At 52.6% G+C, this 17,145-nt stretch carries 13 protein-coding genes and 1 pseudogene; 1 reads left to right on the top strand and 13 read right to left on the bottom strand.

Features of this window, described 5'->3' with window-relative positions; translation table 11 throughout:
* Positions 1–31: 31 nt before the first annotated feature.
* The 6 genes from BCM02_RS31030 to BCM02_RS31005 all read right to left on the bottom strand — a co-directional run bounded on the left by BCM02_RS31030 (position 32) and on the right by BCM02_RS31005 (position 10,432).
* On the bottom strand, positions 32–259 hold the full coding sequence (locus tag BCM02_RS31030) for a methionyl-tRNA formyltransferase (RefSeq protein ID WP_148933013.1): 228 nt from the start codon (positions 257–259) through the stop codon (positions 32–34).
* A 21-nt stretch (positions 260–280) separates the two neighbouring features.
* Entirely contained in the window at positions 281–2,692 is a 2,412-nt protein-coding gene (locus tag BCM02_RS31025; protein WP_148933012.1) for a restriction endonuclease-like protein, read from the bottom strand.
* Positions 2,664–5,414: an MrcB family domain-containing protein gene (locus BCM02_RS31020; protein ID WP_246183627.1), complete on the bottom strand. Its 2,751-nt coding sequence runs from the start codon at positions 5,412–5,414 to the stop codon at positions 2,664–2,666. Before BCM02_RS31020 ends, BCM02_RS31025 begins: the two co-directional genes overlap by 29 nt.
* A 34-nt stretch (positions 5,415–5,448) precedes the next feature.
* Positions 5,449–7,317, bottom strand: coding sequence for a DUF2075 domain-containing protein (locus BCM02_RS31015; RefSeq protein WP_148933011.1), 1,869 nt, complete (start codon positions 7,315–7,317; stop codon positions 5,449–5,451).
* 228 nt (positions 7,318–7,545) lie between these two features.
* Positions 7,546–8,772, bottom strand: coding sequence for an RtcB family protein (locus BCM02_RS31010; RefSeq protein ID WP_148933010.1), 1,227 nt, complete (start codon positions 8,770–8,772; stop codon positions 7,546–7,548).
* A gap of 40 nt (positions 8,773–8,812) precedes the next feature.
* On the bottom strand, positions 8,813–10,432 hold the full coding sequence (locus BCM02_RS31005; protein WP_148933009.1) for a limonene hydroxylase: 1,620 nt from the start codon (positions 10,430–10,432) through the stop codon (positions 8,813–8,815).
* Positions 10,433–10,654: 222 nt separating this feature from the next.
* Here BCM02_RS31005 and BCM02_RS31000 point away from each other — a divergent pair, with 222 nt between their 5' ends.
* On the top strand, positions 10,655–11,215 hold the full coding sequence (locus BCM02_RS31000; protein WP_148933008.1) for an O-acetyl-ADP-ribose deacetylase: 561 nt from the start codon (positions 10,655–10,657) through the stop codon (positions 11,213–11,215).
* A 233-nt stretch (positions 11,216–11,448) separates the two neighbouring features.
* Here BCM02_RS31000 and BCM02_RS30995 read toward each other — a convergent pair whose 3' ends face one another.
* The 7 genes and pseudogenes from BCM02_RS30995 to BCM02_RS30965 form a co-directional block, all read right to left on the bottom strand.
* The gene (locus BCM02_RS30995) at positions 11,449–11,892 is read right to left on the bottom strand and encodes a HEAT repeat domain-containing protein (protein ID WP_148933007.1); all 444 of its coding nucleotides are present in this window, start codon (positions 11,890–11,892) and stop codon (positions 11,449–11,451) included.
* A 273-nt stretch (positions 11,893–12,165) separates the two neighbouring features.
* Positions 12,166–12,285: pseudogene (locus BCM02_RS30990) on the bottom strand (DUF3934 family protein); the annotation flags it as partial.
* A 248-nt stretch (positions 12,286–12,533) separates the two neighbouring features.
* A complete protein-coding gene (locus BCM02_RS30985) occupies positions 12,534–13,184 on the bottom strand; it encodes a hypothetical protein (protein ID WP_148933006.1) in 651 nt (216 codons plus the stop codon).
* Positions 13,166–14,035, bottom strand: a complete 870-nt coding sequence (locus BCM02_RS30980) for an ABC transporter ATP-binding protein (protein ID WP_148933005.1) — start codon at positions 14,033–14,035, stop codon at positions 13,166–13,168. The genes BCM02_RS30985 and BCM02_RS30980 overlap by 19 nt, the downstream gene beginning before the upstream one ends.
* Before the next feature lie 27 nt (positions 14,036–14,062).
* On the bottom strand, positions 14,063–15,628 hold the full coding sequence (locus BCM02_RS30975; protein ID WP_148933004.1) for a hypothetical protein: 1,566 nt from the start codon (positions 15,626–15,628) through the stop codon (positions 14,063–14,065).
* A 138-nt stretch (positions 15,629–15,766) separates the two neighbouring features.
* Entirely contained in the window at positions 15,767–16,150 is a 384-nt protein-coding gene (locus BCM02_RS30970) for a hypothetical protein (RefSeq protein ID WP_148933003.1), read from the bottom strand.
* A gap of 328 nt (positions 16,151–16,478) precedes the next feature.
* Positions 16,479–17,132 carry a M48 family metallopeptidase gene (locus BCM02_RS30965; protein ID WP_148933002.1) on the bottom strand — a complete coding sequence of 218 codons (654 nt, stop codon included), beginning with the start codon at positions 17,130–17,132 and terminating at the stop codon, positions 16,479–16,481.
* Positions 17,133–17,145: the final 13 nt, after the last annotated feature.

The raw sequence follows: 17,145 nt of genomic DNA, 5'->3' as shown, positions 1-17,145 counted from the left end.
CACATTCCGCAACCTCAGTATTCGTTGGCAATTATAACGAATACTCTGAATTTATTATTTCTATTAGTTGTTTAGCCGTTTGTTCGTCTAGTTGTATCGATTGACTTACCTTATCGATATGCAAACGTTCCTTCGAACCATAAGTATTGATTTGAATAAATTTCTTTCCGTTTTGGATTACAATGTTGTAAGTAGCCTCTGCCTCCGATTGCAAACGAGAATTTCTCGTCACCTTGCTTAAATGTTTGATTAATGCCACTCTTTGTCCTCCTACAACATTCTAATCCTTCAAACGCACCTCTATAACTTTGCTAGCCAAATCCACCTGATCGTGATCCAACTCCACCCTCACTCTACCTTGCCGTCTCTGCTCACGCCAGACCAGCAAATCTTCCTCTGTCTCTAGTTTCAGTTCGGCAATCTCTAGAGCACGATCAAACATATACTTAGATGTAAAAAGAAGCGAATGTATCCCCCTGCCGCCTGGAACTATGGCCTTTTCGCGCATTATCCATCGCTCTATAGCGAATTTCACATATAGCTTCTCTTCCGTCCCTCTTCTCGCCGGGCGTTCCGTAATCTCCTTACGACGTACCACTCGCCAATTAACTATTTTGCCATACCAATTCACACCGACCTCGCCATGGTCTTGAAACTGCCTCTTTGACTGATAAAGCGCAACGTATTCCAACTGTGTTAGCAAAGTGTGGTCATTTATATTCTCCAATGGCACGTGGTAGAAACCATACTTGAATGCATCTTCAAGCTGCGATACTTCCCGCAGAGACCCGACCAGCACATTCTTACCTGTCAACTTGTTTCGGTAATATTCCTTCGTCCCTCTCGGACGAGTGGAGCGTTCATAGGCCTTTTCCGGACTATCCTTTATGATCTCATCCAAGAATGCCTCAAGGAGCTCGGTTGAGTTGGGCAGGAATGGAAATGCGCCAATGTTTATTAATTCAATGCTCTTATAGAACTGGTGCTGACGGAATTGTTCTTCATTATGGTAAGGAAACAAGACGTATGCGCCAAACATGCTCCGTTCCAATTCGCGACTCTGAGTATCCATGTAGACGATGGCATCCCGGTAACGATGCATCGTGTTAATATCGTCTTCTTCTGGTCCAGGCAGCTTGTACTTGTTGTAATATGGCGTTCCTTCATAAGCCGGATTTAAGCGATACTTGGCATCGAACACGTACTTATATTCTGCGGAGGAATCGTTTTTCTTCAACGTGAGAACATTATCCGGCTTCTGTCCTAAGGTCTCACTATGATCGCCTTTCGGCAACGCATTGTAGTAGAGGGTGAAAATCTCGCCGTTCTTCGGGTTTCGGTAGACTATCCTCGCCTGTTGTGATTTATCCAGCGTGACGAAAATCCCGGTTCGGTTTACTTTGATGATGTCTTGCTTGAGTAGCTCGTATTTCCGACCGAGCAGATCATGAATTTTGAGGAAACACCAGTACTCATACAGCTGTGCGAGATCTTTCATCGACAACCGGAACAAATCGCTTTGAATGGATAAGCCCTTCATCAGCATCAGGTAATTCCGATAAACCTCTCGATAGCCTGGGGCCATCTGCAAAACAAGCGAGATCGAGAGTTGCCTCATCTCGCCGACGTTTAGGAAATCCAATTTCAGTAGCCGCTGCAGTTGAGTTTGCATGTAATTTAAGCGCCTAGTTAAAATCGGATCTTGTAGTCGACTTTTTTCCGTTAAACGCGCCTTCAAATCTTTGAGTTTCAATATGATTCGTAGCAGTACCCATCGAACAAAACGATTCTCCATTGTGTCGTAATTGACCTGTCGCTTAGTTTCCAATGCATGGGTTGGAAAATAACGTGTATCGTTCAAGGGGATGAAACCTAGTTGTTCATCCGAAACAAGCTGCTGCGGGCGCTTGGTCAAATAGCCGATATTTTCCTTGCCCGCTTTCCTTACCTTTGCAGCTTCCAAAACCCGCTTCTCTCGAACGAGCTTGGCATGCGGAGTAGTCTTAATGCGTTCTACCGCCTGAACGAGTTGGTCAAACATATGCTGAAGAATCGTAAAAAACTCGGTTAAGCTTTGATGGCGTGTTTCCTTTAAACCGGTAAGATTGTATGTCTTCCGCAAGAAATCAAAAGACAGATTATAGACTTGCCGGTTCACGTCATGAAGTATCATTTGGTAGTCTTGCTTGTAATCGATCTTGGACGGGAATATCTCGATTTGCAATTGAAATATGGGGCGCCCGTTTAGCCTAAGCTGTAAGTCTGTAAGCCCAACTTCGTTCTGAAAATTCAACACACCGGATACAATCATTTTCCCTAACGGTTTTATAGCTTGACGGAGATAAACATTCTCATGGTGAAAGGTTATCGCCATGTCATGTTTCTTCTCAATGACGAGCTCATAGCTCTGCGTTTCGAAAAAGACCGGGTAGCTCCGCTCTCCAGTGTGCCAATCTAACAGCTCTCTCCACTCAGGATTGAATATTGAAACCTTCTCAATCACTAGCAATGTCGAAAGCGCGGATACCTGTAACCCGGTGTCTACCCAATTCTCTTCATCAGTTCTATGCAGCTGTAGTGATTCAACTGTTGGATGAAACGGTTTCCCTTGAATATACAAATTAAACAGGTTCGTCTCTATTCGAAGAAGTTCGACGCTCTGACTAAGAGAGCCAGAATGAGGTGAAGCCATCTTCCTCCAACCTCCGTAGCATAAAGGCAATTTTCCGGGCAGTTTGCGGATGTTTAGCCGTCTCTGCTGTTTGGCTCACGCTCCATCTCATATATAGATCGGATGCGTCATCCAATAACTCCGAAATTGGCAGGGTCTTACCTAGTGCTCCCTGCATAAGTTGTAGCAATATGCGCTTTACAGACAAGCTGCTCCCTTGCACGCGAGGTAAAATCTTCTGAAGCAGTTGGAGATCAAAAGCTTCATCCTCGCTCAAGAGCTGAAACCTCTCATTGTAAATCATATAGAAGCAAACAGCATCACGAATTCGAAAGCCTACATGGGAGTGAACTTCTTCAAGAAGAGTATTAATCTTAACCAGCTTCTCCGTTGTTCGCTGAACTAAGTCGCGATAGTCTTGATAACCATCAATTAACTGTATGTACTCGCTCCTTAGGAACGAATTGCTTGCTGGGTCGACCTTCACGCCATCCGATATATTAATTTCGTCCGGGAACTGATTAAGGTTAATATAGTTAAACTCGATTGTGTTTGCACGATCAAGCACCTTTTTACTAAAAGGATGGGTTGTCTCATCCATGTTTACGGTTCCAATCAAATACACATTATCCGGAAGCGACAGATTCCCGTATAACGTCTGGTCCTCTGGCCTAAGCGACGCTTTCTGTATCAAAGGCGAAGTTACAATATTACCGTTCTGCCATTCTTGAGTCTCGATGATGCTAAGCAGATCGCTGAAATAGTGCTCCACTCTAGCCAAGTTCATTTCATCTAAACATATAAAATAGGGTTTGTGGCGATTGCTTGCTTTCGATGCCTCTACTATCACTTCTGCCAACTGTCCTGGTCGGAAAGCGCCCGACAAATCCTTGTAGCCGAGCAGATCCGAAGGATCGTTCCAATCCGGCCTTACCGGAATGAGGGCAAATTGTTTATTCAGGTTGGAGGCGCCCAGCGCTTCTGCAAATAGTTTAACGAGCTTGGTTTTCCCTGTTCCCGATACACCAGCCAGGATCACAAAGGGTTTCGTCTTCAAGGATAAATAGAAATTTTCGATTAATGATTCCGGGAAGTGGAACCCTTTCTGACTAATATATCCCTTGATCTGCGCGATCCTTTCCGAAACCATTAATGTATCCAATGGCTCCTTCTCCTTATCGTCCAGCAAAGTGTATCTGTCTCCAAGCTTTTGAACGAACTCTAGCTCCTCTAGCCAGTTCAGCATGAATCGGGAACGGTTCTCCTGAGTGACCTTTCCCCATTCTTCTTGCATGTGCATGTCAGCGATAAATGCAATATTGAATTGATCCAAGGAGAAATCCTGCAACTCCTGTACAATGCCGATTGCCATCTGAATAACTTGAATTAGATTGCTCGTGACAGCTTGCTGTTCGGTTAGCCTCTGTCTGAGGATTTCTACTTGCTCTGCACTTAACTTCCACATATCCTTTTCCATCACATTGGCATACTGCTCTCCAAAGGAAGTTAATGAATACTGATTATTCTCCAATTGAAGAATACCGAGTTCTAGCAATGCCCTTCCGAGGTGCTGGATTCGCTCCTTGGGGTGCTTCACCTCCTCCCCCGAAATTAAGACAATGGACTGATTGGCGGTTAACTCTTCCAATCCGACTGGCTTCGGTAATTCTTTGCTAAGATAAGCAACGATTCCTTGCGTTAAATAAAGGTGGGCCATAGTAAACTTGAATACGGGCCTTGTTAGTACAGCTTGGTTCATTGTGATTCCAGCATATTGTTTATAGTTGGTTATCATATTCTCTAAGTCGGCAATTAGGTGCTCTTCATCAGGAATATGATCTCGATCGTAGCGTATATATGCTACGGTTGATACTTGGTAGTCTCGTCCCAAGCCACTGGAAGTTAGGTGAATCTGATCGTCCTTATGCATGCTCTGGAGCGGCAGAAGCTCCCTCATCTCCTGAACCTTTTGCGTAAGAAGTTGATACCCCTCCTTCCTGCCTTTATCTCTAATGGGAACGGTTACGCCTTGAAGTAGCGTCAAATAGACCGCGCTCATATCCTCGGCAAAAAGATAAACTACGTATTCACCGGCCTGCGTGGTATCGGTAATCCGTTTGTCTAGTATCGCAAGCCACGGGATATTGGCCCAGTTCCCCTGACCAATTGATCCCTGCACCTTATAATTCTCATCAATGAACGGTAACTTCTTCAAGTTCGTGGGGAGGGTTTGTCTAAGTAAAGCACCTAATGGATGGTTTGAAAATGGTTGTACCTTAGCATCTATATAGCTCGATAGAATCTGCGTTAACGACTCTCTAAGCGATACAGGTGCAGCCAGGTTATTGTTATAGTTATCCAGTTCGACTAGCGCATAACTTTGTAGTTCTGTCATGGTGTCTTCAGTTAACTTGTCCCAGATGACCGTCTTAAAGGTGATTGTTCCTTTGCTTTCGTCAAGAATAGAGGAAAGTGCTTTGATTGGCGTATTGAGCAACGACTTCGTTTGGGAAAGCGTGACATCTGACCAAGTCATGAACACCCCGCTTGGAGGAGCGTCTACCCTCTTCCCAGCTGCGTCAGAATTTTGAAAATAGGCTAAGAAGCGTCTAGCGACAGCATCGAGGGATATCGCTTGATCTTGGGTGGCTCGATATTCATCTATAATTGAAAGGATGAGCACCATTTTATAGGACTTTTGTTTGTTTTTAAATATCGAGGATAACTCGGTGGGAAGCGGCATTATTGTCCTCCTCAAACGTTCAACTTATTGTCCGTCATGTTCTGTTCGTACGATCTAGTCGCTCTTGCAAATAGCGCAGCAATTCTTCATCCCTGCAGTACACATAACAACCTTTCATACCGCGCGAAATCAATACTTTGTATATATTCTTAATCAGAGCAACCAGCTCGTCCGGCTTATTTTTGAGCCCCTTTTTCCCAGTGGTATCCTTGTACTCATTATAGTCAGCTGTCAGGGTTCCCGAAACGGGGTTATACTTCAAGTCATTGCCGATGATGACGCCGACATAATCAAACTCAAGTCCCTGGGTCGTATGAACGCAACCTGCTTGATCAATCCCATCGGGGTGAATCGCCCACGTTTCTCGAATGACATGACCATTCCACGGCATGGAGAAATCGTGCTCTTCTATGGTAACATCCTCAATTTGTCCGTTCGGATTTCCCTTAGCCTTATCCGTCCACGACCACGCGAAACCCGCGACCATTCTAGCCTTATGGCCATTCGACTGCTTTTCTTTGATTAGCTCCAGCAAGCGATGAGGGGAATCGATGACTCTAAAATCGAAGGTTTCTTTATCCCAACCGTTAAAATTGCCCGTATCCCGTATTTGCAGCGCATCATCAACCCAATTGAGAAATCCCTCGGCGCCTGAACAACGAAATTGAGCGACAAGAGAATACTCGTAAATTTCCGATTTACGCTCTTTGGCAATTCGTTTAATCTCTTCCACTGTACCGATGTCATCCGGACGTATGCGTTGGTAATCGTCAATAAAGAATACATTAACTCTTGAGCTCTTAATAATATCGTCAATCTGATTGAGACCTCGATACATGTAAGCGCCCTTGCCCTTTAACCGATGTGCCTCATCGACGAGGATGGCATCGAATTCGTCTGGACGAGCGTCCACAAAGCTACCTGAACCCATAAACAGACTCTTCGTACGCATTTTCGATTTAGAGCTTTGCTTCGTAAGCATCTCTACCATAACGTTTCGGAAAGATGCATTCGGCGCAACAAACTTAGTATTTAGCTGCTTTCGGATTAATCCACCCAAGGCGTTCATCGAGACGACCGACTTTCCCGTGCCCGGTCCTCCCTTGACGATAATGGTTTTCTTCGTCTCTTGCTTCGTTGCTAATGACATAATTGTCTCATACGCAATCTTTTGTTCATCCAACAAAACAAAATCGGAATGCCCTTCGAATAAAGCATTAATATGATCGATTAACGACTTTGAAGGCACGATTTTACCATTTTCTATATCATACAGAAGCTGCATGCCTTTACCCTTACCGACATACTTGAAGATAAAATCCTGCAACTTCTTGATTTCGTGGGCGAAAAACAACGGCGCTTCTTTGATCGTATTCTGATACTGTTCCGCTTTTAATGGCTCCGGATTTTTCTCCTTGTAGTTATGCAGGAATGCAATCGAATGCCCTTTCACGCCTTTGGTATAAACAGCCTCGTTCATGTCGTACATAAATTGCCGATACGACCAGGCTTGATAGGAAGGATGCGTTGTCTCTACCTTCGAGCCGCCCAAGGAGGTACGCACAATATCTTCTTTGTCCGTTGTCCAAGCTTCTTCCCACTGTTTTAGTTCGACGATAATGAAGTTATCGTTGGACTGTGCGTCCTTCCCCGCAATAATGAAATCCACTCTTTTACTGGTCGAGGGGATATTATATTCGATCATGACGCCGCAATCATCCGCGACCTTGGAATTTCGGATCACCCGCTCCATGAATTGCATGGAGTTGTTCCACGATCGCCATTCCGATACGGTAGGGCGCTTACCCAATTTCTCAATATATACGGCCTCTATATTGCTAGCAATGCGATTCTCATCAACCGCTACTTTAAATTCTTCAACGGAGCTGCTGTAGATAATCATAACTGTCACCTGCTACCTAAAGTAATTAAAACAGAAGGGCTATAATAAAGTGAATTTTAGCTAATTATATCAAATATTTAGGAGCTCAAGTGTGGCTGGAGATAGGACTTTAATAATAATTTATGGGATTAAAGGATTAGAAAAAAAGCCAAAAATCTCGTTACAAAACACAAGATTTCCGGCTCAATTTAGACTTGGTTATAAGTTTCATTCTTTCCGGACAAACCCTCAATCCTTATAAGGATCAAACTCATCCGCCCCCGCCATGCACACCCCGATCGGCTTCAGCACATGCATTACCTCGATCGTCTCCGCATGCGCGTCGAGCACCTCCTGCAAGCGGCGATACACGAACGGACTCTCATCCGTCCCCGCGCCTCTCAGCTCCACGCCGAACGCCTGAACCGCATCCTGCATCTGCCGCAAACTGATCTGACCGCCGCTGCGCGTGCGCGTCTTCCAGTTCATCTTGCCCGCAGCCTGGGTGCGGCTCATGATACGGCCGGCGCCGTGGACGGTGCTGTAGCAGGCGTCGCGGTTCTCGGCGGTGTCCTTGCCGCGGACGATGACGGAGATATCTCCCATGCTGCCGCCGATGAAGCCGATCTGGCCCGGCGCGGACGGCGTGGCGCCCTTGCGGACGACGATCGCCTCCTTGCCGTCGTGGGTCTCCTTCCACGCGTAGTTGTGGTGGTTATGCACCTCGAAGTCCGCTTCGGTGCCGAGGATCGCGAGCACCTGGTCCATGACGTAGTCGCGGCCCGCGTACGCGTAGCGGCCGGCCAGCTTCATGGCGCGGTAATACATATCGCCCAGCTCGCTCGACAGGTCGAACAGCACGGGCGCTTGGTCCATGGACTCGCCCGGCGCCTTGCCGAGGAACTCGCGTCCCTCCGCAAGGTTCAGGAAGCCGCTCGCCGTCTTATGCCCGAATCCCCGGCTGCCGAAATGGTTCCCGATCCACACCCGCCCCGTCTCTTGCTCGACGAAGATGTCGACGAAATGGTTGCCGCTGCCGACGGTGCCGAGCTGCTCGCGGGCGAGCGCCTTCAGCTTGTCGTGCTCCTGCTTGCCGAGCGCCTTGTACACGTCCCAGTCCGGATCGTCGAACAGATCGTGGTCGACCCGCTCATCGTTAACCCGCCCGACACCGAAGGAGATGCGGCGCGCGATCTCGTCCATGATTCGCCCGATCCGCGGCTTCACGTCATCCGCATGCAGCAGCGTCCGTACCGCCTTGTTCCCGCAGCCGATGTCGTAGCCGACGCCGGAAGGCGAGATCTGTCTGTCGTATACGACGACGCCGCCGATCGGCTGGCTGTAGCCTTTGTGATGATCTGCCATGAGCAGCGTGCGCACGACGCTGCCGGTCGCGGCGCACGTCTTCGCTTGCGAGACGGCGCTCTCGTCGGGTTGGCCCCAGACGAGGACGCCGTCGATATTTTGATAAGCCATCTAAATCCTCTCCGTTCCCGTATTGTCTCTCCTGCTAGTATTACCCAACGACGTGATCCATCAGCTTGCGCACGCGTTCCTGAACAGCGGCCTCCGGTTCGAGCTGGGCCAGCCGCGCCAGCGTCTCGCTTACCTCTGCGCCCCATGCTTCGACCGGCCACGCTTCCAGCACGCCGAGCGCCAGGTTCCGGTTCCGTACGACCGGGCTCATCAGCGCGGCGGCGATCAAGCGGCGGCCCACGCCTTCATGCGCATCCAAGCTCTGCACGATCATATCCAAGCACATATGCGGCTTGAAGCCCGGACCAAGTCCACGCTCGTCGGCCGGCCCCGTCGCAATCTCCCTCAGCGGCAGCTGCGCCTCGGCAAATTCCACGACGCGCCGTACCCGACCGGCATCCTCCGTGCGCATCAAATCGTAGTAGAGCGACGAGTCCAACGGCTCAACCGCCAGTTGACCAAAAAGCTGCTCCCACACATCCAGTCCCAGCTTGCGCGCGCAAGCGACGCCGTAGAAATGCTCGACTCGTGCTCTTCCTTTACGGGACTCCGATTGGTCACCAGAACCTAATCCCGGCGGACTCACCGCCTCTAGCACGACGCGCGTCCACCGCGGCTCGGCAAGCAGTGCTTCGCACGCCTGCATACACGCCGCTCTCCCCGCTTCCGTCCACCCATTCGCGAAACGCGCTTCCCACTTCTCATCCGCCCGATCGAGAAACGCCCGAATGTCCAGCACGACGGACAGCTGCATCGCCGACGCGCACATCGTGCCCGCATGCCGTACATAGTCGGCAATCACCTGCGGCGCATGGTCGTAGTCGTCTATATCCTCGGCTGGACCGCCGCTGAGGAGCGCCTGCACGATCACGCTCGCGCCCTCGAAAAGTTCGCCGTCCACCTTCTCCGCCGCCAGCGCCGCATGCAGCTCGCCTTTCACGGCGCATACATGCGCCAGGTATTCGTTCATGATGCTGTTCGCGCACCCTTCGCGCAGCAGCCAGTCCCGGATGTGCGGCGTGGTCGGCTCGAGCCGCTCGACGAGGTGGATTTTGCCCCAGCCGTTCACGCGCTGGGCTAGCTGAAATAGCGCGTCGTTGCCGTCATCCGACCCGTTCTGGAGCGCAACGGCCGCATACAGGGTGAACTCGTCATGGCTGCCCAGCGCCAGCAGCAGGTCGCGCACCTTCTCGTTCCGGTACAGGCCGAGCAGCGCGATGCCGAACTTCACGACATTCCGGTCTGCCGCGTGCTCCGCGAACCATTGCGCTTCCTCGAACAGCGGTCCCGCGAGCATGCCGGGATGCTTCAGTACCTCCTCCAGCACGTCGTCCATGGCGCCGCCGAGGTCCGTCTCGAGCAGCTTCCGATAGGTTGCCTTGCGCGCGGACGTCGTCGGCCGACGGGTCTGCTTGGCGAGCAGTCCTACCAGATCGCGCATCTCGTCCGTCAGTACGCCCGGCGCCGCATGATGCCCCATCGCGCCATCCAAGCCTCCGGCTACCCACCGAAGCTGACCCTCGCCCCAGAATTGTTCGTCATCCGGCAGCGCACCGTCGATTGGCGTCCCCTGCTCCGCAATTTGGCGCTGAATATGCGCGTAGATGGACGTTCGTCCCGCCCACGGCGAACGGCGCGCCGGATCGAAAAATAGTACCATTCCTCATCACCTGTTCTCTCTTGTACCCTTCGGTCATCCAGGTTGACCGTTCTCTTGTGCCTCTATCATCGCCGATCCGGCGGCGGCCGAACATGGCAAAAGTATTACGAAGCTGGCAACGTTCGCCGATTTTCACCAACGCCGTGCCGGGGGTATACTAGAAGTAGCAAGGAACGACATATTCTAACGTAAGCGGTTCCTTATGGCGGGGAGGCGAATCCTATGGAGACCAGCATCACGATCAATCGCACGGTCCTCACCGTGGTCCGGGGAGATATTACGAGGATCCCCGCGGACGTCATCGTCAACGCGGCCAATACGAGCTTGCTCGGGGGCGGCGGCGTGGACGGCGCCATTCATCGAGCCGGCGGGCCGGAGATTCTCGACGCCTGCAGGCGCATACGCGCCAAACAAGGCGGCTGCCCGGTCGGCGAAGCGGTCATTACGACGGCGGGATTGCTGCCTGCTAAGTACGTCGTGCATACGGTCGGTCCGGTCTGGAACGGCGGGGATGACGACGAGGCGGAGAAGCTCCGCGACTGCTACCGCAGCTCGCTCACGCTAGCCATCGAGCACGGCGCAGCCACCATCGCGTTCCCGAACATTAGCACGGGCATCTACAGCTTCCCGAAATTGCTCGCAGCCGAGATCGCCTTGGATGCGGTCGCGGAATATCTGTGCGAGCTGGCGGACGACGCGCCCGCGCCGAAGCGGATTATATTCGTCTGTTACGACGCGGAGAACGAGCAGATTTACCGGGAGACGCTGGGGAATTGCTCGTAGTTCATCACATAAACCAAGTGAAGCCGAATTCGCCTTGCGTAATGAGGGACGAAACGCGTTTCATGTTGGAGAGGATCGGCGTCACACTACCATCCTGTCGTTCAAGGTCAAGATACATGAGCCACCCTTGCAGCGGCCTACGCATCCAATGGTAGTCGCAGCGCTGCCATCTTATCGCACAACGCAAAAAGCACCTGCCCGCGGCAGGTGCTTCTTCTTATGCCATATGTCGCTTACCGTCCGCCGAGCGTGCTCCATACGCCCTGCAGCCACGCGTCGAACTCGTCGCCCTTGTCGCCTTCGTACGTATCGTAGATGTCCTCGCGCATCCGCTTCAGCTTGTCCTTGAATTCCTCATAGGAATGACCTGCCGGAAGGCTCTTCTTGACGCGAAGCAGCACTTTGTTCACGCCCTTAAACAGCTCGCCCTTGTGGCGCGCCGGCTTCTGCGGCGACTCGCCGAGCAGCTGCAGCTGGCGGTAGGCCGCCTCCTGTACCGCGTAGACGAGATCGTTGGTCATGCGGTGGTTCAAAATATCCATGATCTTCGCGTGTTCCCACTTGCCCAGCTCTTCCACCGCCGACAGGCGCTCGCGCCAGTTGGACGAACGGTTCGAGGACGTCTTCAGCTGCTCGTAGTTCTCCGGCAGCCCGATTGTAATTTCGACTTGGCTCATTGTATTCCCATCCTATCTATCGATTAAAATATTGGGTTATCTGTCGTCGTTACGATCGCGCATGAATGGCATCATGCTACCTGTCGCGCCACGCGCTTCAAGCGATCTGCGCGTGCTGCCATGCGCAGGCTGCGATGCTTCCGTCGTCGGCTTCTCTCGCTTCACGACTGCCTTCTTCGCCGCTCCGACCGCTCGCTTCACGCCGACGCCCGGCGCTGTCTTCCTCGCGCTGCCGGCACCCGCCGCAGCACCGGTCGATTCGGCGCTTCCTTCCTTCGTGCCTTTGCTCTTATAGGGCTTGGGCGCATTCGCCGCCTTGTTCGCGCTCTTCTGCCAGCGGTTCCAGCCTTTCTTGCCGGTCCCTCTTCCCGTGCCGCCTTTTGCTTTACTCAACTCATCACTCCGTCTTTCCTTATTGCGCGCCGCTTGGGCCATTCCTTACTTTACCACAGGAATCCGCTCTCGCAAGCCCGATCGATCGCTTTATTGTCCATTATAACACGTCGAGCGGGATTTTAACGCAGGTATACCTTTGCGGATGCGAATAGGCGCGCGGAGCGGCAGGGAACAGGAACGAACCACCCACGCTGCCGCCAAAAGAAAAGCCTCCGCTCAATCGGCGAAGGCTTCCCGCATGGCGTCTAGTAAGGCGTCAACTGCAGCTTGCTCCGATATTTAATGACGACGTAGTTTAACAAGAGAAAAACGACCGCCCCCATCATTTGGATGATTGCGTATTCGTCCGGATGCGTATGCGGCCGAGGCCGGAACCATTGAAACAGATAAAGGGTCCCTTGACCGGCACCGGTCGTAAACATGCCGTAGAATAAATAGGCAATGGACAGCACGAGGCCGATCGCGGCGTTCTTGAACAAGTTGATCAGCAGGCAGGTCAGCGCGAACATGACCGCGGCGGCGGCGAATAATGCAAGGACAACCGGGCCGGCCCCCCCGCTAGCGGCAGGACCTGGAGAGCTGGCGATATAGGCGCCGGAGAGAAGACCGCCGTAGAGCAGAATCAGGACGACGGGCTGCGCCATGCCGAACGAGACCGGCGAGATAGGCATTGACACGAATAGTTCCTTTTGATGCAGCGCGCCCAGGGGGGCGTTCACCGCGGCTGCCGGGAATACGAGCGTCCAGAAACCAATCATGGCCAGAAAATCGACCGCCGAAAATGCCGTGCCTCCGCGAAGCGCGAAGCTGATGAAACAAACGACGACGGGCAGCGACAAGAACAAGGTCTGGGTCTTCGCCAGGTATCCCCACAAGCTCAATGTTCCTTTAGCCACTTCATATACCCCTCTTCAAGCGAAGGCTCCGCAGGCTGCGCGTCCGGAATGGGCCGTTCTTCGGCCAACAGCCTCAAACTTTGCAGTCCGCCTGCATCGGACGCTTGAATAATCCGAACGTCGGACCGCCCCTCTAACTGCCGGTAGACATCCGCCGTCACCCGTGTCGTCCATACCTTGCCCGCCGCCAGCTTCAGCACCTCCTCCAAGGCGCCGAAGTATTGCAGCCTGCCCTGCTTCATCATGCAGACGCTGTCGCATGTCATCGAGACGTCCTCCATAATGTGCGTCGAGAGCAGCACGATCCGGCGCTCGGCCAGCCGACGCACCAATCCGCGGAAACGAAGTCTTTCCTCCGGATCCAACCCGGCGGTCGGCTCGTCCACAAGCAGCAGCTCGGGATCGTGAATAATCGCCTGCGCGATGCCCAGCCGCTGCTTCATGCCTCCCGAAAACTTGCGGATTTTCGTTGTCGCCTGCTCCTCCAGGTTCACCTCTCGCAGGACGCGCCTTATCCGCTCCCCGCGCTCTTTGCCGGATGCCATCCCCCTTAAGATCGCGACGTAATCCAAATATTCTTGCGCGGACAAAGCCGGGAATAGACCGACATGCTGAGGCAAATACCCGAGCCGCTTGCGCGCCTCCTCCGTCTGGCCCGACCAGGAAATGCCGTTCAAGCGGATCGATCCGGCGGTCGGTTCATATACGGTGGCGAGCAGCCGCAGCAGCGTCGTTTTGCCCGCGCCGTTAGGCCCCAGCAGACCGATCACGCCGTTCTCCAGCGACAAATCCGTCCGCTGCAGCACCTCGCGCCGACCGAATCGCTTCGTAACACCTTCCAATTGAAGCATTTTCTCCTGCTCCTCCTATCCTTTGGCTCATGATGGCGGAAACAGCTTCTCGCGGACGAGATCCCCCAGCCACATTTGCTGCGGCTTGATGAACAATTCCGCCGGATTGGCCGACAAATTAGCGCTGGATGACACGTAGTAGACCGTTTCCGGAAGTTGAACGTTCCGGTTTAATTTGTGATTCCATTCCGTCGTCAACTGCGCGACCGCATCCAGCTTCTGTCTCGCGGTCCGCTCGGGGTAATGAATCAGTCGAACGTGCTGGCCCGCGACCGCATAAGGCGCGTTCAGCAAGGTGGGGCCGTATGCCTCCCCGGCTAACGCTTCTCCTTCACCCTTGGTTAAATTCGTGACTAGCCGATCGACATCGACGCCCTCCAGCGTTATATCGTACCGCTCCTTCTTCGCGTGTCCCATCGGATCGCGGGCTTCCTCCGGTTCCATCGGATACCAGGGGAGCGTGGATAACAGTTCGAAAGATGTCGCATTTACGTCCGGATAAGCGTCCGTGCTCGCAGCCAAACGAAGGACGCCCGTCCCATCGAAGCCGTCCGGCAAAACAAGCTTGACCCAATTGCCCGCGCGTTCGTAGGGAAGCGGCTTGCCATCCAGCTTCAACTCGTCGATATGTATGGCATCCCACAGCGCCAGGGCGATGGGACCTGTTTTCCCCGTCATGGAAATCTCGGCCTCGTAGCTCAAGCGATGATCGTCGCGGGCATGCCGAATGTTCATGGTATAGGCATTCATCGCGTACGCGTTCGTCGCCCGGAACGGATTCGGCTCCAGCGTCAGCCCGCCGTACACGTCTGTTAACCGCTGATTCGGCGCGAACGCGGGGATCAGAATCAGGCCGACGAGCAGCGGGATCAGCAGCAGCCGGACCGTCTTCTTCCTTCGCACAAGCGGAACGGCCGCCGCATAGATCGCAACGGCGCCAAGCACGGCGAGCAGCCGCTGCCAGCGCACGCCATCGCTGATCATCATATGCTCCGTCGTAAAGAGGTGCTGCGTAATCGAAAAATTAAGATCGCTGATAGCCAGCCACGGAAGCAGCGGCGATGGAAGCAGTTGAACGAAATGATTATAAGGACTTAGCAGAATCCACACCGCTGCCAGCGCCACGTAAGTCGTCAACGAAGGAAGCAGTGAAAACAAGGCATAACCGAGAACCATGTACACGAAAAAAGGGACCAACCAGTTGCAGCCCGTGTAGAGAACGATAATCCATGCGATCTCGCCGGTGATCGCTTCCCCCTGCCGCTGCAGGCATAGGAGAAGAACGACGACGAACAAGCCGTACCAGAACGCCGCGTGCGAAACCCAATATGCCAGCTTGATCCCGTAATAACGAGCGCCGTTCGGGAAAGAGGAGACAAGTTCGCCCGTATGATGTTTCGCCTCCAACCGGGCTTGTTCCGCCCCGTACAGCAAAAATAGAAAGTGAAACGCCATCATAAAAAAAATCATGCCCGGTATGTCTTGCCAGCCTTCCAGCAGACGCAGCGCAACCCCTAGAAAGACGAGCTGCGATACGGCGAACAACGACCAATATTGCGGCTGTGCCCAGAATTGCTTCCACTCTTTGCCCATTGCATCTCCTTGAAATGGAAAGTAGGGAGAAAGATGAACTTTCTCCCCCCTCGATATCCCGTTACTTTGCGGACCAACGCCGATCGGGAATGGCGTACCCGATGCGCGGCCGCGATGGATGAAGCGCGTGTTTCGATCTTATTTGTAGTTCCAGAGGTTGCCTCTCACTTCGTCGTCCGTATCCCCGGTCGCCTTCAGGTAGAATAACGTGCCGCCGCCCTCGAGCCAGTAATCCACCGCTTTGTACGTCGTCGATGAGTTCAGATCGATGCTGTATTCCGTGGAGTCCGGCCAGAGCGATTTCGATTTAATCAACGAGACGCGGCCGTTCTGGCCTTGCGCTAGTCCGGCATCGATACGGCCGTATTGGCCGGCGCCGTTAATTTTGCCGCTTGTCGCGCTCGTTGTGTTAACGCCTTTCACGACATACGTGTGCTGATCGGCCGCATAGACCGACAAGCCGAAGGACAGAACGACGACTGCGGATAAGGATACGATGCCTGCTTTAACCTTTGAAACCATGAAACCATTTCCTCCTTATAAAATCGGGTAAAGAAGATAACCGGTCATCTTCATTGGAAATAGTATCATTTATTTGGATGATTATGGAATAGAAGTTTTTTACTATTTTTGTTATGAGAGAGCACGAGAAGTGTAACAAGGGCTTGATTCTATTATTTTCATGGCGAGATACATCCGTAAGCGACTGATATGTAATGATTTTGTATGTTTCAATAAATTTACATTTCATCCGCGCCGATCAGACGAGATCGAATACGTACCATAGCAAATGAAGATAAATTGCTACTTTAGCCCTAAGACTCTATCCGGCGAGCACGGTGCCCGACCTTCACAGCGTCATCTGCCCCCCATACCTGCTCAGGAACGCTTCCTTCTCCTTATAATCCGGCATGATGCTTCCGACCAGCCGCCAGAACGACCGATCGTGATTCATATGGAACAGATGGCACAGCTCGTGGACGACGACGTAATCGATCACTTCCACGGGCGCCATCGCCAGCCGGTAGTTGAAGGTGAGCTTCTTGTCCGAGCTGCAGCTGCCCCACTTCGTGACGGACTCCACGATGTCGAACGACTTCGCCTTCGCTTTCATCCGCGGCTGGTACATCTTGAGCCGCTCGGCGATCACGTTCTTGCAGCTGGCGAAATAGAATTTCTTGAGTTGAAGCCGCAGCTCCTCCTCGGAGCGGCCTTCCGTCTCGATCAGCTCGTGCAACTCGTAATATTTGCCTAGATGGAGGAATTTGCCCGCATCCTCGTATTCACGTATCTTATGATCTTCCTTTGCTCGCTCGATCGCCGACAGCTGCTTCACGATCTGCGCCCCGTGCTGACGCACCGCGCTTGCGATCGCGTCGTCGCTGGTGCCGTTCGGCGCCTTCACGGTCAGATGGCCGTTCGCCTCGAGCTGCATCGTTAGCTTCTTCCTAGGGCCGTATTGGACATGGACTTCGATCTCGTGGTCGTTCAATTGGACTCTCATGGCGATCCTTCCT

The organism is Paenibacillus methanolicus (assembly GCF_008124765.1).
Taxonomy (GTDB): Bacteria; Bacillota; Bacilli; order Paenibacillales; family Paenibacillaceae; genus Paenibacillus_Z; species Paenibacillus_Z methanolicus.
The sequence above is the reverse complement of the archived record's forward strand: the minus strand, read 5'-3'. Positions and strand labels throughout refer to the sequence as shown.